Annotated in this window: 19 protein-coding genes; 9 read left to right on the top strand and 10 right to left on the bottom strand. The window is 53.4% G+C overall.

Translation table 11 applies throughout. From position 1 onward, the window contains the following. Positions 1 to 437: 437 nt before the first annotated feature. Positions 438 to 1,343, bottom strand: a complete 906-nt coding sequence (locus BM258_RS15005; protein WP_090073656.1) for a LysR family transcriptional regulator — start codon at positions 1,341 to 1,343, stop codon at positions 438 to 440. Positions 1,344 to 1,616: 273 nt separating this feature from the next. Here BM258_RS15005 and BM258_RS15000 point away from each other — a divergent pair, with 273 nt between their 5' ends. Continuing rightward, on the top strand, positions 1,617 to 2,507 hold the full coding sequence (locus BM258_RS15000; protein ID WP_090073655.1) for a DAPG hydrolase family protein: 891 nt from the start codon (positions 1,617 to 1,619) through the stop codon (positions 2,505 to 2,507). Positions 2,508 to 2,684: 177 nt separating this feature from the next. Here the strand turns inward: BM258_RS15000 and BM258_RS14995 are convergent, their stop codons facing one another. From BM258_RS14995 to BM258_RS14980, 4 genes are all read right to left on the bottom strand, one after another. Further along, positions 2,685 to 3,800, bottom strand: coding sequence for an ABC transporter ATP-binding protein (locus tag BM258_RS14995; protein WP_090073653.1), 1,116 nt, complete (start codon positions 3,798 to 3,800; stop codon positions 2,685 to 2,687). A gap of 11 nt (positions 3,801 to 3,811) precedes the next feature. Continuing rightward, a complete protein-coding gene (locus BM258_RS14990) occupies positions 3,812 to 4,699 on the bottom strand; it encodes a carbohydrate ABC transporter permease (RefSeq protein ID WP_090073651.1) in 888 nt (295 codons plus the stop codon). Further along, positions 4,692 to 5,588, bottom strand: a complete 897-nt coding sequence (locus tag BM258_RS14985) for a carbohydrate ABC transporter permease (protein WP_090073649.1) — start codon at positions 5,586 to 5,588, stop codon at positions 4,692 to 4,694. The genes BM258_RS14990 and BM258_RS14985 overlap by 8 nt, the downstream gene beginning before the upstream one ends. A 124-nt stretch (positions 5,589 to 5,712) precedes the next feature. After that, positions 5,713 to 6,963, bottom strand: a complete 1,251-nt coding sequence (locus tag BM258_RS14980; RefSeq protein WP_090073648.1) for an ABC transporter substrate-binding protein — start codon at positions 6,961 to 6,963, stop codon at positions 5,713 to 5,715. A 196-nt stretch (positions 6,964 to 7,159) separates the two neighbouring features. Between BM258_RS14980 and BM258_RS14975 the strand changes: the two genes are divergently transcribed. From BM258_RS14975 to BM258_RS14940, 8 genes are all read left to right on the top strand, one after another. Beyond that, positions 7,160 to 7,891 (top strand): response regulator, encoded by a 732-nt coding sequence (locus BM258_RS14975; protein WP_090073646.1) that lies wholly within the window; start codon positions 7,160 to 7,162, stop codon positions 7,889 to 7,891. Positions 7,892 to 7,906: 15 nt separating this feature from the next. Further along, on the top strand, positions 7,907 to 9,421 hold the full coding sequence (locus tag BM258_RS14970; RefSeq protein ID WP_090073645.1) for a sensor histidine kinase: 1,515 nt from the start codon (positions 7,907 to 7,909) through the stop codon (positions 9,419 to 9,421). A 338-nt stretch (positions 9,422 to 9,759) separates the two neighbouring features. Next, the gene (locus tag BM258_RS14965; RefSeq protein ID WP_244544723.1) at positions 9,760 to 10,752 is read left to right on the top strand and encodes an ABC transporter substrate-binding protein; all 993 of its coding nucleotides are present in this window, start codon (positions 9,760 to 9,762) and stop codon (positions 10,750 to 10,752) included. A 75-nt stretch (positions 10,753 to 10,827) separates the two neighbouring features. After that, positions 10,828 to 12,336: a sugar ABC transporter ATP-binding protein gene (locus BM258_RS14960; RefSeq protein ID WP_090073642.1), complete on the top strand. Its 1,509-nt coding sequence runs from the start codon at positions 10,828 to 10,830 to the stop codon at positions 12,334 to 12,336. Beyond that, the gene (locus tag BM258_RS14955; protein WP_090073640.1) at positions 12,333 to 13,310 is read left to right on the top strand and encodes an ABC transporter permease; all 978 of its coding nucleotides are present in this window, start codon (positions 12,333 to 12,335) and stop codon (positions 13,308 to 13,310) included. The genes BM258_RS14960 and BM258_RS14955 overlap by 4 nt, the downstream gene beginning before the upstream one ends. 5 nt (positions 13,311 to 13,315) lie before the next feature. Beyond that, complete coding sequence (locus BM258_RS14950) at positions 13,316 to 14,299, top strand: ABC transporter permease (protein WP_090073804.1); 984 nt, start codon at positions 13,316 to 13,318, stop codon at positions 14,297 to 14,299. 52 nt (positions 14,300 to 14,351) lie between these two features. Next, the gene (locus BM258_RS14945; RefSeq protein WP_090073639.1) at positions 14,352 to 15,383 is read left to right on the top strand and encodes a LacI family DNA-binding transcriptional regulator; all 1,032 of its coding nucleotides are present in this window, start codon (positions 14,352 to 14,354) and stop codon (positions 15,381 to 15,383) included. Positions 15,384 to 15,494: 111 nt separating this feature from the next. Further along, the gene (locus tag BM258_RS14940) at positions 15,495 to 16,742 is read left to right on the top strand and encodes a Gfo/Idh/MocA family protein (protein ID WP_090073637.1); all 1,248 of its coding nucleotides are present in this window, start codon (positions 15,495 to 15,497) and stop codon (positions 16,740 to 16,742) included. A 59-nt stretch (positions 16,743 to 16,801) separates the two neighbouring features. Here BM258_RS14940 and BM258_RS14935 read toward each other — a convergent pair whose 3' ends face one another. The 5 genes from BM258_RS14935 to BM258_RS14915 form a co-directional block, all read right to left on the bottom strand. After that, the gene (locus BM258_RS14935; RefSeq protein ID WP_090073635.1) at positions 16,802 to 17,818 is read right to left on the bottom strand and encodes an energy transducer TonB; all 1,017 of its coding nucleotides are present in this window, start codon (positions 17,816 to 17,818) and stop codon (positions 16,802 to 16,804) included. Then, positions 17,818 to 18,276 (bottom strand): ExbD/TolR family protein, encoded by a 459-nt coding sequence (locus BM258_RS14930; RefSeq protein WP_090073634.1) that lies wholly within the window; start codon positions 18,274 to 18,276, stop codon positions 17,818 to 17,820. The genes BM258_RS14935 and BM258_RS14930 overlap by 1 nt, the downstream gene beginning before the upstream one ends. A gap of 37 nt (positions 18,277 to 18,313) precedes the next feature. Then, entirely contained in the window at positions 18,314 to 18,700 is a 387-nt protein-coding gene (locus tag BM258_RS14925; RefSeq protein WP_175528087.1) for an ExbD/TolR family protein, read from the bottom strand. After that, the gene (locus BM258_RS14920; RefSeq protein ID WP_210186764.1) at positions 18,690 to 19,544 is read right to left on the bottom strand and encodes a MotA/TolQ/ExbB proton channel family protein; all 855 of its coding nucleotides are present in this window, start codon (positions 19,542 to 19,544) and stop codon (positions 18,690 to 18,692) included. Before BM258_RS14920 ends, BM258_RS14925 begins: the two co-directional genes overlap by 11 nt. A gap of 62 nt (positions 19,545 to 19,606) precedes the next feature. Further along, complete coding sequence (locus BM258_RS14915) at positions 19,607 to 20,050, bottom strand: hypothetical protein (RefSeq protein WP_090073632.1); 444 nt, start codon at positions 20,048 to 20,050, stop codon at positions 19,607 to 19,609. Positions 20,051 to 20,093: the final 43 nt, after the last annotated feature.

The raw sequence follows: 20,093 nt of genomic DNA, 5'->3' as shown, positions 1-20,093 counted from the left end.
ACCAACATTTCGCCCGCTTTCCCGAGAATTGAGAATAGATGTCCCATTCTATTTTCGTTTATTTATAAAAAATACGCCCAACAGGCTTAATAACGAGAATATCTCATTAAAATCATAATCAAACAGCACCTAATACATGGAACAAGAGTCCAAAAAATCAACAAACATTTTATCCTAAAGTATATATTTTAAAGAATATGCAATTGAACTGGTACATTTCTAGACTTGCTTTTTGAGTTGAGTTGGCGCAAAATCCATAACGTTGATATTTTATCACCAGAAGTTTCCAGGGCAGCACTCCAGGAGCCGTTTTATTTGGGGGACCCGTTCTAACGATTGCTGTCAATGAGGTCCAGCCAACAGGTCGGGCCTCATTTTTTTTGAGCCCCCCCTCTCATAACGCTCCTCTCTCCAGATCGGAACCGATACAAACCTGCCTAACCATGGGTGGGATGAAAAGAGTTACTGATGGTATTCCGCAGCCAGACATGCGCCGGAGACTTATCAAAGGAGGCATGCCAGACAAGCGCTATAGGAACTTCCTTGAGCTTAAACGGCGGCACCGCTACCTTAAAGCCATGCTGCTGAGCAAAGCGCATGGCAATGCTTGAGGGCAGAGTGGAAACCACTGGCGCTTGCTTTATCAGATGCGGAACAAGCATTAGCCGTGATGTGGTAGCCGCCACTTTGAGCCGCTTGTAGGTTTTGCCCAAAGCCCGCCGCAGCGGATCCGGCTCGCCCTTGCTTTCCTGCATGACCAAATGCGGCAAGGCCAACCATTGTTCTTGCTCATCAGGCAAGATCTCGTCGAAAAATGCTGGATTGTAAAGGCAAAGGAATTGCTCATAAAACATGAGTTTCCGCTTATGGTGCACACGTCCTTCCAGATAGGCTCCGATTGCGAAATGAATGGAGCCACTATCGAGCTCATCATAGACATCAATCGACCCAAGAGGGTTAAAATGCAACGTCATGTTAGGCGCTTCTCTTCGGACCAGAGCCAACAATCCGGGTGCAAAATCGGCTTCAGCGATATCTGGCAGCGCAATGACAAAACTCTCATGACACTGGGCAAGATCCAGAGACTTATCCTTGACGGTAAGCGCTTCCAGACTGGCAAATACCTCCTCAAGGGGTGATTGAAGCCCGTGCGCAAATGGAGTCATAACCATTTTGCCGCCCTGACGGGTCAAGAGTTCATCCCCAAAATGGGTGCGCAGTCGAGCCAGATTGTAACTCATGGCAGACTGGCTCACGCCTTGGGCCTTTGCAGCCAGTGTCACATTGCATGTTTTGAGCAAAAGCTGAAGGCTCCGCAGAAGATTGAGATCAAACTTATCCATCAATATGACTTATTTCGCCTATGAGTTTCACTGATTGGTCTTTCACTGACGATACTCATAAAATCAGCACCGAGCAAAGGGACTAAGTCAATAAACCCAAACCTTTACGCCAAATTATGGTTGAAAAAATATTTTATGCCCTCTATCCGATTAGAAACAGATTTAAGGATAGTGTTCGGGACTTCGAGATACGGGAGGATCACGTGGACCTCAGAGAGTTACACTTGACGCACTGGGCCTTGACAAAGCGTGGTATCAGAAAGGACTGTCTGGATGCTTGAGCCAACGCCTTTTCCCGCCATAGACTCCGATCTGTATTTCGCGCAAGCAGCGCAAAAGACAGCCAGACTACCTCTTACAGACGCAGAACTGGCAGGCCCCTTGGCCAAATATTTTAAGGAAGCCATTCCTGAACCCGATCCGTCGCAACTCGCACTGATAGACGAACCCTGTAATCCTCAAAAGGCGATTTTACCAGACCAGATCAATGATCTTCTCGATCCGGGATATCTGGAAACGGAAACAGGCTGGTGTATACTGCCCAACGGAGCCGGTTTCATTGCCAACAAAATGCTCTACCCCGATGTCACGACGGACATGATCGATTGGTGGTTTGTCTGGCATCCGCTCGAAGGTCTGCACTATCGCCTCTGGTATCCCGATTGCCACGCGGACACTCAAGTCTCTCCAGAAGATAGAGAGCGGCTGCTGGATGAGAGCATTCCGCTTTCAAAGCGAAATTGGGGCAGGGTGCACTATGTGACAGAAGACGCCGGCGGTGGCATGGAGAATATCGCCATTCAATTCCTCTCGCCTCAAGATTTCGGGTTCGACATAGAGCGCTTCAGGGAGCCCAACATAGCCGCCTTTGCAGGAGGTTTCGGGTTGTCCAAACCGGTTGGAGCAGCAAAGGATGCAATACCGGCACCAGCCATCATGTGCCATTCCTTCCGGAAAACAGAACTGGGCCTTGAACACCGTACGCGTTTCTGGATGGGCTATCTGATCAGAGATGGCAAACCTCGCCTCATGCTCCCACCGGACAGAGCGGTTCCTGCGCCAGCGGTGAAAGGTCTCGCCCAGCATTGCTTACGAGAGTTTACCCGCCTTGGCGAGATGCTACCACGCATTTACGCGGATCTGGGGAATAGCCCGATGATTTGAACCAATTGGCATATTGTATCGGGTAGGCGCCAATCGCCACTTAATGTGGGGATTAAAGTGAGCCAAAGGCGCGACCCGACTGAGAGGCCAGTCACCCGTATGACAAACCTCTCTATAAGGAAAGCCGGTCAGAGCCATCTCTTGACCGGCTTTTTTGTTTAAAATCCAGTGAGCGCTTCAGATACGCGTTTCCGTTTTCTTATCGAAGACATTGGTGCGCTTCATATCGATTGCACAATTGAACTTGTCTCCGATAGCAACATCGATGCGGTTGTTGATGCGGGCCAGCACCGAGTTGATGCCCCATTTGATGTGGCAGAGAGTATCAGCCCCTGTTGGCTCGACAACATCCACTTCACCTTGAACCACTTCATGGCCATCCTTTACAGGTTCTTCGGTGTAGCTGATATTTTCAGGACGAATGCCGATTATGACCTCCTTGCCGATATAGGCGGACAAATCGGAGTCATAGCCCTTGAGCGAAAGATCAAGCTTTTGACCGTCGGGATCTTTGGTCAGCGGAACATGGGCCACCACATCATCATCCACGGTTTCAAGCCGCGCATTGAGAAAATTCATCGGCGGTGACCCGACCAGACTGGCGATAAAGACGTTGGTAGGTTTGTTATAGATCTCTGCCGGTGTCGCATATTGCTGCACGATACCGTCCTTAAGGATGGCAATCCGGTCCGCCAGCGTCATGGCTTCGATCTGGTCATGAGTCACATACACGATCGTAGCGTTAAGTTCCTTGTGCAAACGTTTGATTTCCGTGCGCATTTCAAGACGCAACTTGGCATCAAGGTTCGACAGTGGCTCATCGAACAGGAAGATTTCCGGCCGACGCACAAGGGCCCGCCCCATGGCTACGCGCTGCCTCTGACCGCCCGAAAGCTGCGCCGGTTTCCGGTCCAGCAAGTGATCAATCTGCAACATGGTCGCCACTTCCGACACCAGCTTGTTGCGTTCCTCCTTCGGGATGCCGCGCATCTCCAGACCGAAGGCTATGTTTTTCTCCACGGTCATATTCGGATAGAGCGCATAGGACTGGAACACCATCGCGATGTCTCGGTCCTTGGGATGCACATCATTGACGACCCGATCTCCGATCCGGATTTCTCCTTCCGTGATATTCTCCAGACCGGCAATCATATTCAACAGAGTGGATTTGCCACACCCCGAGGCGCCAAGGAGAACGAGGAATTCACCATCATTGAGATCGAGGGATACATTCTTGATGACCTCGACCGCCCCAAAGCGTTTGACCGCATTTCTTATTGATAGGGATGCCATATTTCTTCTCCTTATCCTTTTACCGAGCCTGCGGTCAGGCCGCGGACAAAATATCGACCGGCAACGATATAAACCAGCAGCGTCGGCGCTGCGGTGATCAGGGCAGCAGCCATATCAACGTTATACTGCTTGACCCCGGTGGTCGTGTTTACAAGGTTGTTGAGCGCAACCATCAGCGGCTGCGACCCTCCGGTGGTAAAGCTGACACCGAAGAGGAAGTCGTTCCAGATCTGGGTGAATTGCCAAATGACCGCCACCACGATGATTGGTGGGGAAATCGGCAACAGGATACGGAAGAAGATCGTGAAAAATCCGGCGCCATCAATGGTCGCAGCCCGAATGAGTTCATCAGGAATCGTGACATAATAGTTCCTGAAAAACAGGGTGGTGAAGGCGAGGCCATAGACAGAATGCACCAGAATGAGGCCATAAACCGTGTTGGTGAGCCTCAGAATACCAAGCGTCTGAGCCATTGGCAGGATAACCACCTGAAACGGCACAAAGCAGCCAAACAGAATGAGCGCAAAGATGATGTTGCTGCCCTTGAAACGCCATTTGGTCAGCGTGTATCCGGTCAGCGCGCCAAGGATTGTTGAAAACAACACCGCTGGAATGGCCATCATCACCGAATTCATGAAATAGGGCTGCAAGCCGGTGCATTGAACACCGATACAGGCCTGATTCCATGCATGCTGCCATGCGGTAAAATTCAATTCATGAGGCAAGGCCAGCAGCGAACCGCCCCGAATTTCTTCCAGATTTTTCAAAGATGTGCTGATAACCACATAGGCAGGCATAAGAAACCAGAAGCAAAACAGCAACAAAATGCTCCAGATCAGCAGCCGTCCGACCCACTGGAATGACGAATTTTCGGGTCTTACGATATCCAGATTAGACATTTTTCGACCCCCTCAGTTCTGAATAGAGATATGGCACCATGATCGCCATCACGGTTAGAAGCATAATGATGGCTGATGCGGCACCAACGCCGATCTCGTTGCGGCGGAAGGTCATCTCATACATGAAGTTGGCTGGCAGCGTAGAGGAGTATCCCGGGCCACCGTTGGTCAATGCAACCACGAGATCGAAGCTCTTGATGGCGAGATGGGCCAGAATGACCACCGCACTCATGAAAACCGGCCGCATGGAAGGCAGAATGATCCTGAGATAGATCTTGGCGGTCGATGCCCCATCCAGACTGGCTGCCTTGATGATATCCTGATCAACACTCCTCAGCGCTGAAAGGAACAGGGCCATGACGAAACCGGATGATTGCCAGACGGCCGCCATGACAAGCGCATAGACAGCCATATTCTGATCGACGATCCATCCAAAGGAAAAAGACTCCCAGCCCCATGAGCGCACCACGGTCTCCAGGCCCAGAGACGGGTTCATGATCCATTTCCAGGCGGTACCGGTGATCACGAAGGAAATCGCCATTGGGTAGAGGTAAATCGTGCGGATCGCGCCCTCTATGCGAATGCGCTGATCAAGCAAAATTGCCAGCAAAACACCAATAATGATGGATATGGCGATGAAGGCCACACCAAAGATTATCAGGTTCGTGAATGCGACATTCCACCGGTCCATCTGGAACAATCGCTCATACGGACGTAATCCGATCAGGGTGTAATTGGGCAGCATCTTCGACTTGGAAAAAGAGATATAGGCCGTCCAGATAATGAATCCGTAGACAAACAGCAATATCGCCAAAAAGCCGGGAGCGATTACAAGCTTGGGGATCAGTCTCTCCAGCCTAACCGCGATTTTTCCCGCAACACTAGCCATTTGGGCTCTCCTTTCTGGGGTGTGGAGGCCAAGGCAAACTCTGCTTTCAAGCGATATGAAAGGAGCGGAAAGCCTCCCTGGATGAAAGGGCCGACCAAAAGGCCGGCCCAAACCCCGCAAGCTTTTATTTGGCGAGCCTGATCGCATCGATCAGTTTCTTGGTTGCTTCTTCTGAGGACATGTCAGAATTGAAGTGCGCCGTTACAACGTCAAGGAAAGCACCGCGAACGGCGCCAGCCTGTGCAATCTCGTGCGCAACAGAGCCAACCAGCGTGTCATTTTTGGCAGCTGAGGTCATGTCTTCCATGGATTTGATTGCGCAGGAGTCGAATTTATCCATAGGCACATCCATGCGAGCAGGAATAGATCCCTTGTAAAGATTGAAAGTTTCCTGGAACTCCTTGCCCAGGATCAGTTCTGCCAACAAATCCTGACCTTCTTTCTTGTCTTCGCCTGAGACATTGAACATGGCGAAGCTATCAGAGTTCAGAATATAGCCACCATCGGATGGTGTAGGAGCGCAGATATAGTCGACGCCGGGTTTCTTGCCCGCCGCGGCGAATTCGCCTTTGGCCCAGTCGCCCATGATCTGCATGGCGGCTTCCCCGCGCATAACCATAGCGGTGGCCAGGTTCCAGTCGCGACCCGGATAATCGGGATCAATATAGTCACGCATTTTCCGCATCTGGTCGAACACCTTGATCATGGTGTCAGAGCCAAGAGCGTCCTCATCCAGATCTACCATTGCTTTCTTGTAGAAATCGATACCACCGATGCCCAGAACGACGGTTTCGAAAACCGTTGCATCCTGCCAGGGCTGCCCACCATAGGCCAACGGAACGATACCGGCTTCCTTTAGCTTGTCAGCCGTTGCGTTGAATTCGTCCCAGGTCTTTGGCACTTCAGCTCCGACTTTTGCCAGAACTTCCGGGTTAGCCCAGATCCAGTCGACACGATGCACGTTGACCGGCACGGCAACATAATGACCATCATATTTGACAACATTCTTGATGGCTTGTGGCAGGATGTCGTCCCAGCCTTGAGCGTTGGCTACGTCGGACAAATCGCCCAGAGCGCCAGCTTCTGCCCATTCGGCAATATTCGGCCCTTTGATCTGAACGGCAGCAGGTGGATCACCCGCCAATACGCGAGAACGCAGCACTGCGGCCTGCGCATCGCCGCCGCCACCAGCGACAGGCGCGTCGATCCATTTACCGCCACGTTTTTGAAATGCTTGTTGAAGTTCCTTGATGGCCTTGGCTTCCCCGCCAGATGTCCAATAGTGCAGGACTTCGGCAACAGGTTCAGCCTGCGCTGCAAGTGGCGTAGCAGCCAACGCAATCGCTCCCATAAGAGCGAGCTTCAGAGATTTCATTTTTTCCTCCCAAGATAAAATGAAAACAAAATATGCCTATTGATTGTAGAATGGATTCTCTGGAACCAGCAGCCGGTTTTTGTAAGTTTTTGTATCAGAAACTGTGTTTGGTACCGATGTATGTTACAAATTGTAACATTGACACTCTTGTTGTCTAAAATGGATTAGTCAAGAGTATTAGGGGGGAGGAAACAGGATGCAGCGTATCCATATCATTGAGGATGATCCTGAAATTTCAGCGCTTTTGTCTTCCTATCTGGATGCACGCCATTTTCAGTGCGTGGTCTCGGAATCCGCAGAGGTTGCCTATAGGCGCGGCAATGTCATGTTTGATCTACTGATCGTCGATCTGATGTTGCCCGGTGAAAGCGGCCTTGAATTCTGCAAGAAGGTGAGGGCCACGTCTTCTGTTCCGATTATCATCCTCTCGGCAGTAAAGGGAGACACCGAACGCATCATCGGGCTGGAACTGGGAGCCGATGACTATATGGAGAAGCCCTTCAATCCACGCGAACTGTTGGCACGCATCAATGCGTTGTTAAGGCGCACAGGGCCGGGCGAGCGCAAGACATCCGCTGGCAAGCTCTCCTTTGATGGCTGGGTACTGGATCTGACGAACGAGCAGTTGCATGCGCCAAGGAATCTGCTTGTTCCGCTCAGCACGCGCGAATATGCCGTTCTCTCCATATTGGCACAGGCGTCCCCCAATCCGGTATCCCGTGACGAATTGGCCCAGCTGCTGATTGGCCATGACATTGAGCCTGGTGATCGCCGTATTGATATTCTGGTTAGTCGCTTGCGCAAGAAGCTGACCGACGTGGATAGCAAGGCTCAGTACATCCGTACGGTGCGCAATCAGGGCTACAAATTCTGTTGCGAGATTGAAAGCTCCAATGGAACGAGTTCAGCGCGATCGACCACTCTCTAGAAAGAGCTGAAGGCCATGCGGCAATCCATTCTGTCCATATTCCCACGCAGCCATGCCGCGCGTATCGCGACAATGCTCTCTCTGGCCTTCATGGCAGGTATCGCTACGACCTGGATAGTGGTGCAAACCTATCTGGACCGAAGAGCAGAGCTCTCCATTGCAGAAATGACGGGCGGCCGCCTGTCTCAGATCATAGAGCGCTGCCTCAATAGTCTCGAACCGGCCAAAATGAATTGCGCTGGACAGGAGAAACCCTATAGCTTCCGCTTTCATAATAGCTTCCCAAGGGAGCAAGACAGCTTTGTGTCACCGCTGATCCTTATATTGAACGATAAGCGCGTCAGGGCAGCGGTTCGCTTCAGGGATAATCCGCCTTTACCGGGACTGCTCAGTTCGCGCAACAACAGCACGGATTTGCAGCAAGACAGCATCTATAACCCGACACTGGATGCGACAGATGGATCACGCACCTTCAATCAGCCCATCCCGGCTTCTGTGCGTCTGGCATCCCTTTCTCTGGCCATCGCCAGACAGGATATAGAAGCCACGCTCTATATCTTCCTTGAACAAGATCAGGTGCTTGAAATCTCGTCTCCCTTGCTCTGGCGGGCGCGTTTTTCCGAGACACAAGGCGCATTCCTCACGCTCTTCGTCGCCGCACTCACTCTTTCGCTTTGCTTCCCCTTTTCCTCCACTCTCATGCTGCCATTCAGAAAGCTGAGCCAAGGCACCAAATACACGCGCAAATCTCTCGGACCGTTCGCTCCCACTGAGGCGCTAGCCATTCAGGACAATATGCGCGAACTGGTCAAACGTTTCGACCGGGAACGCGAACGACAGCTACTCGGCCTTGCTGCCATTTCCCACGATCTGCGTACGCCTGTAACCCGCATGTTGCTTCGCACGGAAATGATCAAGGAAGAAGAGACCCGAGAGCGCTTTGCCAGCGATCTGGAAACCATCCACGATCTTGTGGAAGGGGCGCTTGATTTCCTCTCTCTGCACAAGAATACCGAAGAGCGTCATCGCTTCTCGCTGAGTTCGCTCATCACAAGCCTGTGCGATGACTATCAGGATATGGACAAGGATGTGAGCTTTGACTCAACGCTTCCGATTGAAATTGAAGGGGTTGCTTCCGTATTCAGCGTTGCCCCATCCATCGAGCTCTCCACCCAGACACGCGGTTTCATGATAGGCAAGCCCAAACAGTTGCGCCGGGCACTCTCAAACATTATTGATAACAGCCTCAAATATGGGAAATACGCCAAGGTGTTTCTTGGCTATGATGGCAGCGAGCAAACCGTTATCACCATCGTTGATGGAGGTCCAGGCATCCCCAGTGACCAGATCGAAAAGGTGTTGCTTCCTTTCGAGCGGGGCAATGAAGGCCATAAAACCAAAGGCGTTGGGCTGGGGCTGAGTATCGCCAATGAAATCGTGCACAACCACAAGGGCGAAATGACCCTCAACAATAGCAACGAAGGCCTGCGCGTTGAAATCACACTGCCACGCGACATTTTCACGAACTAGTACCGAAAGGTCCGTAAAGCGCATTCGATGGACAAGAACCTGTCGATAATCTGCCTCTGAATTAGAGAACTTAGTAGCATTGACAATTCATGCAATCGGCGTGTCAACCAACAGACAATAGGGCACAGCATTCGCACATGTGTAAAGTCTTCTTGCAGATTCAAAGCCTTACAAACCAAAGTTTTAGCTTTTCTCAAAGCCCCCCCAGAACAGCCAATGAATAGGGATGAAATCGAATTCATAATTTTGTTTGAAATCGATTTCATTTCTCCCCAGACTGCAACCATCATTTGTGACATGGGAGGAAGCAGATGAAGTTGAAAACAGCACTTCTGGGAATGGCCGTGATGGCTCTGGCTGTTCCTGTAGCGCAAGCTGAAGACTTTACCATCGGCTTGTCAAACGGCTGGGTTGGCTCTGAATGGCGCACCCAGATGATTGAGGAAGCTCAAGCAGCTGCCGAAAAATGGAAAGACAAGGGCGTAGACATCAAGGTCGTTGTGCAAAGCGCCAACGTTGATGTGCCCGGACAGATTGCGCATGTTCGCAATTTCATCAATCAGGGCGTCGATGCCATTATCATCAACCCCAACAGCCCGACCGCCTTTGACCCGGTCTTCGCACAAGCCAAGGAAGATGGCATTCTGGTCATTTCGACCGATGCGGAAGTCTCCTCGGAAGACGCAATCTATGTGGGCATCGATCAGACCAACTGGGCCGCTCTGAGTGCACAGTGGCTCGCAGATACCCTTGAAGGCTCAGGGCAGGTGGTCGCCATCAACGGCGTTGCCGGACATCCGGCCAATGAAATGCGCATTGCTGGCTATACCAGTGTGTTTGACCAATATCCTGATATCAAGGTCGTCAACGAAGTCAACGCCAACTGGGATCAGGCACAAGGCCAGCAGGCCATGCAGAACCTTCTGGCAACCTATCCCGATATCGACGGTGTCTGGGTACAGGATGGCATGGCAGCGGGTGCCTGGCGCTCTCTGATGGATGCCGGAAAAGCCGGTGAAGTGGCCGCTACAGGCGAAATCCGCAAAGATTTCATCGATCTGTGGGTGAAGAATGATTTCACCTCAGGTGCCTCTGTGAACCCTCCTGGCGTCATGGCCAGCGCTCTTAATGTCGCTGTCTTCATGCTGAAGGGTCGGGAACTGAAAGAACCCGCCTCAGCAGGCCAGTATAAGAACGCCATGTATCTGCCTATTCCGTTCATCGACGGGGACAATGTCGAAACCGTCGCCAAGGAACTGGAAGGCAAACCGGGCTTCTATTCCTACACAAGCGCGCTGAGCATCGACGAAGCAGAAGCATACTTCAAATAATCACGGTGACAGTGATGCCGCGGACCTTGAGTGTTTGTGGCATCCTTCGAAAGAAGATAACGAAGGTGCATCGCCATGAGTCGATTGAAGCTACAGCAGATTTGCAAATATTACGGTGCAACAACTGCTTTGGCCTCCGGGGATCTGCTGCTCGAGCGCGGCGAAATCCATGTTTTGATTGGAGCCAATGGATCGGGCAAGAGCACGCTCTGCAAGGTCATCGCGGGCAGCGTTCGGCCAGATGGCGGCACGTTTGAACTCAATGGCAAACCAGTCATGCTGTTTGGCCCGCAAGCTGCGCGGGAAATGGGCATTTGCCTGTTCTATCAAGAGCTGAGCCTGGCCAACAGCCTATCAATCGCCCAGAATATCAACCTTTATCACCTGCCAACCCATGCAGGTGGCCTGATAGATGATGCCGAACTCAACAAGAGAGCTGAGCATTATATCAGCAAATTCGAAACGGTAATCGGAGAGGGGTTCACCCCCGATGCTCCGGTGGCGAAGCTGCGCCCCGACCAGAAACAACTGGTTGAAATCATGAAGACGCTGGCCAGCGAAGCCGAGATCCTGATTTTTGATGAACCGACCTCAGCGCTTGATCGCTCGCAGGTGGAATGCTTTTTCTCAATCTTGCGCGAGCTGAAGGAGGAGGGGCGTTCGATCATCTTCATTTCCCATCGTATGGACGAGATCTTCGATATTGCGGACAGGATCACCGTCATTCGCGACGGCACGACTGTTTCCTCGCGCCTTATTGAAGAGACGGATCACTCTACAGTCATTCGTGACATGATCGGAGAGCAGCCCGAAGCCGCAGCCCTAGAGGCCAGCCTAGCCCCGCAAGCCGAAAAGAAGACCGAAAGCTGTCTGGTCGCCGAAGGACTCTCGGGAGCGCATATTCGCAATGTCGGCTTTTCCCTTGCCAAGGGTGAAATCCTCGGCCTTGGAGGCTTGCACGGTCAGGGTCAATCGACCTTGCTACGCACCCTGTTTGGCGCCGAAAAGCTCCAGTCCGGCACACTGCTGCTCAATGGTGAGGCGGTTCACCCGACAAACCCGCGCGCGGCCATCAAGAATGGCTTTTCCTATGTTTCCGGTGATCGCGTGCGTGATGGTGTCATAACCGGCCGTTCCATCATGGAAAATGTGTCGCCCATCCATTTCCTCAAGGACAAGACATTTCTCGCCTTCCCGAGTGTGCTTGCACGCATCATCGAGCCTGCTCTCGGCGCACTCAATACCAAATATTCCAGCCTCGGAGCCTCCATCAGCTCTCTTTCGGGAGGCAACCAGCAGAAGGTGGTCATCGCCCGCTGGTTGACCAATCCGCCCGATATCCTGTTGTTGGACGACCCGACAAAGGGCATCGACCTCAGCGCCAAAAGCGAACTCTTCGCGCTGGTGCGCAAGCTCGCGGACGAAGGCATGGCGATTATTCTCTATTCGTCCGAAGATGGCGAGCTGCTTGCCCATTCAGACCGCATTCTGGTCTTCAACAATGGCTCGGTTTCGCGCGAACTCCTGGGCGAAGACAAGACACGCTTCAACCTCTATGAGGCAGCATATTCGGGGGCACAATGACCAAGGCCATATCATTCAAATCCCGCATGGCAACCTTGTTAAGGCGCTTTCCCTTCATACCGGCGCTTGGCATGCTGATGCTGCTGTTCATCCTGAACGGCATCGCCGAACCCAACAGTATGACGGTGCGTGCGCTCAAGGGCGTTGCGAGCACCTATCTTGCCCTTGTGTTTCTGTCCGTGGGCCAGACCTTTGTGGTCTACACCGCCGATATTGACCTGTCTGTGGGAGCCATCCTGTCTCTGGTCAATGTATCCATTGTGGTGATCATGAGCCAATTCGGCGGCGAACCCTATGTGGTTTTGTTAGCGCTGGGCGCAGGCATAGCGATCGGCGCCTTATGTGGCCTGATGAATGGCATCGTCGTCTCCGGCTTGCGTATGCAAGCCATCGTGGCAACCTTTGCCACCAGCATTCTTATTTCCGGTATCGCGCTCTGGGTATTGCCGGTGGCTGGCATGCCGGCACCAAGCCTCTTCTGGAAGGTCTATGGTGGGCGCAGCTATGGCATTCCCAATGTCTTCTTCTTCATCGCCATTCTGATCGCGCTTCTGGCTATCATGGCGAAAACCGGGCTTGTCACCAAGCTGCTCGCCGTGGGCAATGGACAGCTATCGGCTTATCAATCCGGCCTGTCAGTGACGCGCATCCGGATCTACGGCTATATCATCTGCGGTATTTTTGCAGCCCTTGCCGCCTTCTGCATCACGGGTGATACGGCCAGCGGCGATCCGCTCGTGGGCGGAGCCATGACACTGTCGAGCGTGGCCGCTGTTGTGCTGGGGGGGACAGCCCTTTCCGGCGGCATCGGGTCAGCCTTTGGCTCGGCCATCGGAGCGATCATCATCGGCTTGATCAGCTCGCTTGTCTTTTATGCAGGCGTCCCGTCGCAATGGCAGAATCTGGCCCAAGGGGCGACAATCCTTGTGGTGCTGATGCTTGGTGTTCTGGCTTCCAAGAGGATCAACCAATGACCATTATGCAGCATAGCAACCCGCAAGAGTCCCGATCCGCACTCTTTGTCTATCTGAAAAACCCGCTTCTGGTCGCATTCATTCTGATCGTGCTTCTACTCACTGCGGGCGAAGCATTGTCACCCGGCTTTGCTTCGATGGAACAGATCCTGCGTCTGCTCATCGTGGCAGCCTTGCTCGGTATCGTCGCTGCCGGGCAAAATCTGGTTATATTGGGGGGACGCGAGGGGATCGACCTCTCTGTCGGAGGGGTCGTATCCCTGAGCGCCGTGCTCGCTGGCAATGTCATGGATGGCAGCAACGCCAATATCATTGCCGCCATCCTCGTTTGTCTCGCTGCTGGCGGGCTGGTAGGTCTGATCAATGGCGTTGGCGTAACCATTTTCGGCATTCCGCCGCTTGTGATGACCCTTGGCATGCTCGGCGTGCTTCAGGGCCTTCTGGTGGTCATAAGACAGGGCATTCCATCGGGCCTAGCAGCTCCTGCGCTTGCCAATTTTGTCTCCAAACCCTTCCTGTTCAATCTACCCGGCATCATATGGCTCTGGGCAGCGGTAGGGCTGCTGATGGCCTTCCTGCTGATGCGCACATCCCTTGGACACAAGATTTACGCCATCGGCTCAAACGAAAATGCCGCCTATATGGCGGGTGTGCCGGTGCGGCTGATCCGCATCATGCTGTTCGCCCTGTCGAGCATGTTCGCAGCGCTCGCGGGCATCTGCATTCTTGGCTATTCAGGTACCTCCTTTGCCAATGTGGGCGATAGCTACATGCTGTCTTCGATCATCGCGGTTGTTCTCGGAGGAACCCCACTTTCCGGAGGCAAAGGCGGCTATACAGGCACGATGGCCGGTGCTTTCCTGTTGATCCTGATGCAAAGCATCCTGACCACACTCAGCATAGGCGAATCCGGTCGACAGGTCGTGTTTGGCCTCACCCTGCTTGTTCTCCTCTTGTTCTATGGTCGCAGCAAGGCCTTGCGCGGATAGCAACAACAACAGGAACAAAAAGGGGGACCATAAGAAGCGAACGAGGGCAATCGTGAACAAGAGGGCAAAAATCAAAGATATCGCACTCAAGGCCGGTGTATCGCCGACGACGGTCTCGCGCGCCTTGAGTGGCACAGGGCTGGTCGCGGAGCCGACACTTAGCCATATTCGCGCGATTGCCGAAACACTGCACTATCGCCCCAACATAAGCGCGCGCAACCTCAGAACCCAGAAGACAATGTCGATCTTGGTGGTGGTCCGCGACATCGGCAACCCCTTTTATCTGGATATCTTCAAGGGCGCAGAAAGCATAGCCCATGATGCAGGTTACTCGCTCTTGATGGCCAACACCGAGGACGACCCCAAGCGAGAAGCCGACTATTTCAACATGTTGAGCGATGGCCGTGCTGACGGCATGATTCTGATGACCGGCAAAATGCCGCTCGATTGCGACTTGCCTCACGACATCTCCCAAAAAGTGGTTGTGGCTCTTGAAATGATCGACAATGTCGACTTGACCCACGTGGTCATTGACAATGAATACGCCTCCATCGAGGCGATTGATCATCTCGTCTCGCTGGGGCACCAGAAGATTGCCTATATCGCAGGCCCCATTCCCGAAGGCATGAGCGTGAGGCGTTTGGCGGGATTTCGCCACGCCATGATGGCCGACGGGCTCAAGCTGCCGGAGGCCTATATCCAACAGGGCAATTTCAGCTATCAAAGCGGAGAGAGAGCCGCCGACCGTCTTCTTGATCTGCCAGACCCACCGACCGCCATTTACACGGCCAATGATGAAATGGCTTTCGGCGCCATACGTGCGGCCAAAAAGAGAGGGCTTTCCGTACCCGAGGATCTTTCGATCTTCGGCTTTGATGACACCTATCTCGCCGAGGCTTTCGTGCCCGCCTTGACGACCGTGCGCCAGCCATGCCTTGAAATTGGACGTCGTGCCATGACACGGCTGCTCGCCCATCTTTCCGGCGATAATCCGGACACGGACTCCATCGTGGTTCCAACAGAGATTGTCATCAGGGAAACAACCGCACCACCGCCACAAAAGACCTATCATCCATCGTCTTGAGCAGGAATCCGGCTTGATTGGCTGTTCAGGGAGACACAGACCTCGGTCCCTGTATCAACACAAAAACCAATTAGAACCAGTATCTGAATATGAATTAGGGGGAAGACACGCATGACAATGACACCCAAAGACACTCTGACGATGGGCCTCGTGGGAAGTGGTTTCATCACTGAGTTTCATCTCAAATCGATGCTCGGTGTACGTAATGTCAAAGTAGGTGGGGTTTATAGCCGTAGCGAAGAAAACCGCCAGCGCATCGTCGATCTGGCCGCGGAGCTTGGGCTTGGTCCATGCACCTCCTTTTCTTCGCTGGACGGCATGCTTGAAGATGAGGGCATCGACGCCATCTGGATTCTGTCGCCTAATCACACGCGCCTTGATATCATGCGCCAGATCCATGCAGCCGTGACCGAGAAGCGCAGCAAGATTGTTGCCGTTGCCTGCGAGAAACCGCTCGCGCGCACCATCGGTGAGGCAAATGAAATGCTCCGGCTGGCGGAAGACGCCAAACTCAATCATGGCTATCTGGAAAATCAGGTCTTCTGTACGCCAGTCTTGCGCGGTAAGGAGATCATCTGGCGGCGCGCAGCGGCCAATGCCGGGCGACCTTATCTCGCGCGCGCAGCCGAGGAACATTCCGGCCCCCACGCAGCCTGGTTCTGGCAAGGCGACAAACAGGGCGGCGGCGTGCTCAATGACATGATGTGCCACAGTGTCGAGGTTGCGCGCCATCTTCTGACCGATCCGGCAAAACCGCGCAGCTCGCTCAAGATCAAGGCGGTCAATGGCACCGTGGCCAACCTAAAATGGACCCAACCCAAATATGCCCAGCAACTCAGCGAGCGCTATGGACCAGATGTTGACTACCGTAACAGGCCATCGGAAGATTTTGCCCGCGCCACCATTACGTTGGAAGATGAAGAGGGCAACGACCTGATGATCGAGGCGACGACGTCATGGGCCTATGTTGGCGCAGGACTGCGCATCCAGCTGGAACTGCTGGGACCGGAATATTCCATGGAATTCAATTCTCTGGCGACCGGCCTAAAGATCTTCATGTCACGCGAAATCTCGGGTGCCGAAGGCGAAGATCTGGTCGAAAAGCAAAATGCCGAGCAGGGGCTCATGCCCGTGCTGGAAGATGAGGCGGGCATTTATGGCTACACCGATGAAAACCGGCACATGGTGGAATGCTTCCGCAAGGGAGAAACCCCAAGCGAAACATTCATGGATGGTGTTGCCGTGGTGCAAATGCTCATGGGGCTTTATTATTCAGCGGAGGAGGGCAGGACGGTCACCTTCCCGGCAGAGGAGCTGGAAAATTATGTGCCAATGGTCGCGCGCGTGGGCGCCAACTAAGCATCAAGGGAAATAGAGTATTCCGGGCGACGCAGACCCTTTGACGTCGCCCATTTTCATCATCTGGAGAAACTCACGGGCAACGTGAATCTGATCTGACTTTTTCCCGTTCCAGCCGGAATGTCGGGGAAGGGGGCAGCTCTTTGCGCCATCTTCAAGGCCGCCTTATCGAGGGTGTCGCTCCCGGATGAACGCACCAACTGCAAACCGGACATGGCCCCATTGCGCGCAACGACAAAGCGAATGACCGCCGTTCCGGTTTCCCCTCTGCGCCGCGCCGCATTGGGATAGCGTTTCTTGCGTGCCACTTCAGAACGCACCTTGCCCTTATAGTTTGACGTCAGAGCATCGCCGTTGGAAGTGGTGCTTCGGCCCCCGTTGCCGCCTGTCGCGCCAGCTCGCCCCTTGCTGTTGGCAACAGAACCACCCTTGCGAGATGCTACAGTTGCTTTGCGAGCTTTCTGTTGCTTTTCAGCGGGCTTGGCTGCTACCTGTTTGGGCGCAGGTGGGCGCACTTTAGGCTGCGGCAAACGCTCGATAACCTGGGCTGTGGCTTGAACAGGTCGCGCTTCCACTGTCTTCACAGGATCTGGCCCGATCTTGCTTTCTTCAACTATCTGACGCGGAACCACCACTGACGCGTCTTTCAATACTGGCGCTTCATCCGTATCGACGGGCTCAATCGCCTCGGCCTTGACAATATCAGGGCTGTCCAACGCATCATTTGCAGTCAGATCTTGTATCTGGTTCTCTAAAACAGCGTCCGGCGTAACCGCTGCCATCTCTTGCGCTTTGATAGGCTCAACGGCGGGGCGAGCTTGTTCGGCGACCACCTCTCTTGGTTCAACAGGCTCGACAGGATCAACGGGTCTCTGACTCTCGGATACCTCCTCGACGCGCGTCGGCTCCACAGCATCCTGCGCCACGGAGTCAAACAGGCTACCCACTTCGAGCGCCGTCGCACCAGCCCCCCGTTCCTCGCGGAACTCTTGCGGAGCATCAAGCAACAGCCATGCACCGAGACCATGCACGAGAAGGGATAACAGGATAAATAGGGACAAACCGGATAGGCGCATCAGTCTCCCTCACGCAAGGTAACCAATCGGATTTTGCGATGCCCCGCAGCACGAAAGGCCTGCAATAGGGGCATCAGTTTTTTGGCGGGTAGTGCCTTATCAGCCAGTATATGAAGGATTTCATCGCTTTGGGGCGAAGCAGGAGCAACACCGCTCGCACTGTTGGCCTTGGCTGGTTGCTGTGCATCGGCAACAGGGAACAGCGCTAACATCTCTTTAAGGCTCAGCTCGCGTCCGTGATGAATGAGCGTGCCATCAGCCAATATTTCAACCGCATTGCCAGCAGGGGGCATTTGCTCAAGCTTGTTGGCATTGGGTGGCGTCAACTCAGAGGAAACCGGAGGCGCAACCGTACCGGCAATCAGAAAGAAGATCAGCATCAGAAACACGATGTTGATGAGCGGTATGGTATTGTCCGGCTGGACTTTCTTATGGGCTTTCGCCTTATGCATACGCATGGTGATCAACCAGCTTCAAAGGCTGGGTCTCCTTCAATCAATTCGCCAGAGATACGGATTTGAGTTTGCTCGACTTGACGGTCTCAAGAAGCGCAACCAACTCCTGCAGGGTGACATCGCCCCTTGGCACAATCACAGCCCGCTCAACACCTTCTGCAAGAAACGGCTCCAATGCCGCATCCAAACCGCCAAGCTCCGTTACACGGCCATTGAGCAGCAGCACGCTATCATCAGAAAGAGACATGATCAGCTTGGGCCGTTCCCCGCCTGAGCCAGACCCAACACCCGCGACGCCCAGATCCAGCTGACTATAACGTGAGAAGGTGGAGGACAGCATGAAGAACAGCAACAGCAGAAAAATGACGTCGATAAGAGACGTCAGGCCGACAATTGAGCGCCTTTTGCGTGGCGCACTAAGTCGCATAGCCAAGCCCCCCATGACCGGACGCCGCCCCGGCATGGTGTGCGGCTGACGCTTTGTCTGTCAGCTGGCCAGTTAGCACCGCCGTTACCAATTCTTCCATCATGCTCTGTTCGCGCTCAACCCGGCTAGCGAACCAGTCTGCGAATAGGCTCGCCGGAATGGCCACAGCCAAACCCACAGCAGTCGTCAGTAGAGCCACCCAAATACCACCCGCCAGCACCGACGGATCAACAGTCGCCCCGGCTTCCTGAAGCCGCTGAAAAGCTTCAATCATGCCGATCACAGTGCCGAACAAACCCAGAAGGGGTGAAATCTGACCAACGGTTTCAAGAAACCGCAACATGACCCGCGTTTGCGAGAGAGACTGCAAAGCAACCCGCTCGATATCTTCACGTATCAGGGCCTGTTTATCCGGATGGTTCACTTGTCCCCGCATGGCATGCGCGACAACGATTGTGACCGGAGACTTGCCTTTATCCAGCAAGGCAAGCGCATCTTCCCGGTGCCCGGCGCGCCACAGCCCGATGGCCTTGCGTGCCCGGCTGTGTCGCCCGATTCCGATAAAGGAAAACTGCCATAGCTTATAGAGAATGACAGACAAGGAAAGAACCGACAAGACAGCAAGCAGCATGACCACCGGACCACCCATATCGATCATGGAGTGAATTTGCCCCCAGAGGGCATTCAGATCAAAACTGCTCGAGGTGTCGGCAGGCGCATTTCCAACGGCATCGCCAACCACATCCATAGCGGGCCTAACTTCAGAAGATTGCCCCATGGTTTGAGAGGTTTGAGCAATTGTCGTGGCAAGATCCGAAGCTGCCCCTGTTGCGCTTTCAGTCATGATGAAACTTCCGATTAACAGAATATAAGGTTAGAAAAACGAGGACTGAGGGTCCAAAGGACCTACAGGCCCAGCTTGATATTGGTGCGAGAAGAGGGGCGCAACGCAGCAAGACAACTGCTGGCTGTCATGCCTTCTGCCTGGCAGTCCGACACGTCATTGATCAGGATTTCACTCAGCGCGTCGCAGTCCACATCGGGCAAATCAAATTGACGCAGCCGACGTTTGCCTTCGCTCAAGGCGCCCGTACTCAGAACCATCAAATCCTGCGCCAATCCCTTTTTGTCCAGCATGACAATCTCTATTCCCATCGTCTCCAAGGGCACACCAAGGTCATTGCGGATTAGGAAGGACAGTCGGCAGGCACCTTCAAGCGCTTGAGCATTGTTAAGCTCAACAGAAATCACCCTATCGCTATTCGGTGCAGCTTCTGTTGCCTGTGCAGAAGCGTGCAGCAGAGGAAAAAGGCAAGAAAATCCAATCAGAAAGGACTTACGAATTGGCATTCTATACGCTCCCAAATTTAAGAAACCATCCATCCATCAATGC

This window comes from Cohaesibacter marisflavi (genome assembly GCF_900115225.1).
GTDB classification, from domain to species: Bacteria; Pseudomonadota; Alphaproteobacteria; order Rhizobiales; family Cohaesibacteraceae; genus Cohaesibacter; species Cohaesibacter marisflavi.
Note: the sequence above shows the minus strand (reverse complement) of the source record. Positions and strands in the feature narration are given on the sequence as shown.

Bases quoted from the DNA above. Each gene is read 5' to 3' on its own strand.
- BM258_RS15005 (WP_090073656.1), bottom strand. From the start codon at position 1,343: ATGGATAAGTTTGATCTCAATCTTCTGCGGAGCCTTCAGCTTTTGCTC.
- BM258_RS15000 (WP_090073655.1), top strand. From the start codon at position 1,617: ATGCTTGAGCCAACGCCTTTTCCCGCCATAGACTCCGATCTGTATTTC.
- BM258_RS14995 (WP_090073653.1), bottom strand. From the start codon at position 3,800: ATGGCATCCCTATCAATAAGAAATGCGGTCAAACGCTTTGGGGCGGTC.
- BM258_RS14990 (WP_090073651.1), bottom strand. From the start codon at position 4,699: ATGTCTAATCTGGATATCGTAAGACCCGAAAATTCGTCATTCCAGTGG.
- BM258_RS14985 (WP_090073649.1), bottom strand. From the start codon at position 5,588: ATGGCTAGTGTTGCGGGAAAAATCGCGGTTAGGCTGGAGAGACTGATC.
- BM258_RS14980 (WP_090073648.1), bottom strand. From the start codon at position 6,963: ATGAAATCTCTGAAGCTCGCTCTTATGGGAGCGATTGCGTTGGCTGCT.
- BM258_RS14975 (WP_090073646.1), top strand. From the start codon at position 7,160: ATGCAGCGTATCCATATCATTGAGGATGATCCTGAAATTTCAGCGCTT.
- BM258_RS14970 (WP_090073645.1), top strand. From the start codon at position 7,907: ATGCGGCAATCCATTCTGTCCATATTCCCACGCAGCCATGCCGCGCGT.
- BM258_RS14965 (WP_244544723.1), top strand. From the start codon at position 9,760: ATGGCCGTGATGGCTCTGGCTGTTCCTGTAGCGCAAGCTGAAGACTTT.
- BM258_RS14960 (WP_090073642.1), top strand. From the start codon at position 10,828: ATGAGTCGATTGAAGCTACAGCAGATTTGCAAATATTACGGTGCAACA.
- BM258_RS14955 (WP_090073640.1), top strand. From the start codon at position 12,333: ATGACCAAGGCCATATCATTCAAATCCCGCATGGCAACCTTGTTAAGG.
- BM258_RS14950 (WP_090073804.1), top strand. From the start codon at position 13,316: ATGCAGCATAGCAACCCGCAAGAGTCCCGATCCGCACTCTTTGTCTAT.
- BM258_RS14940 (WP_090073637.1), top strand. From the start codon at position 15,495: ATGACAATGACACCCAAAGACACTCTGACGATGGGCCTCGTGGGAAGT.
- BM258_RS14935 (WP_090073635.1), bottom strand. From the start codon at position 17,818: ATGCGCCTATCCGGTTTGTCCCTATTTATCCTGTTATCCCTTCTCGTG.
- BM258_RS14930 (WP_090073634.1), bottom strand. From the start codon at position 18,276: ATGCGTATGCATAAGGCGAAAGCCCATAAGAAAGTCCAGCCGGACAAT.
- BM258_RS14925 (WP_175528087.1), bottom strand. From the start codon at position 18,700: ATGCGACTTAGTGCGCCACGCAAAAGGCGCTCAATTGTCGGCCTGACG.
- BM258_RS14920 (WP_210186764.1), bottom strand. From the start codon at position 19,544: ATGACTGAAAGCGCAACAGGGGCAGCTTCGGATCTTGCCACGACAATT.
- BM258_RS14915 (WP_090073632.1), bottom strand. From the start codon at position 20,050: ATGCCAATTCGTAAGTCCTTTCTGATTGGATTTTCTTGCCTTTTTCCT.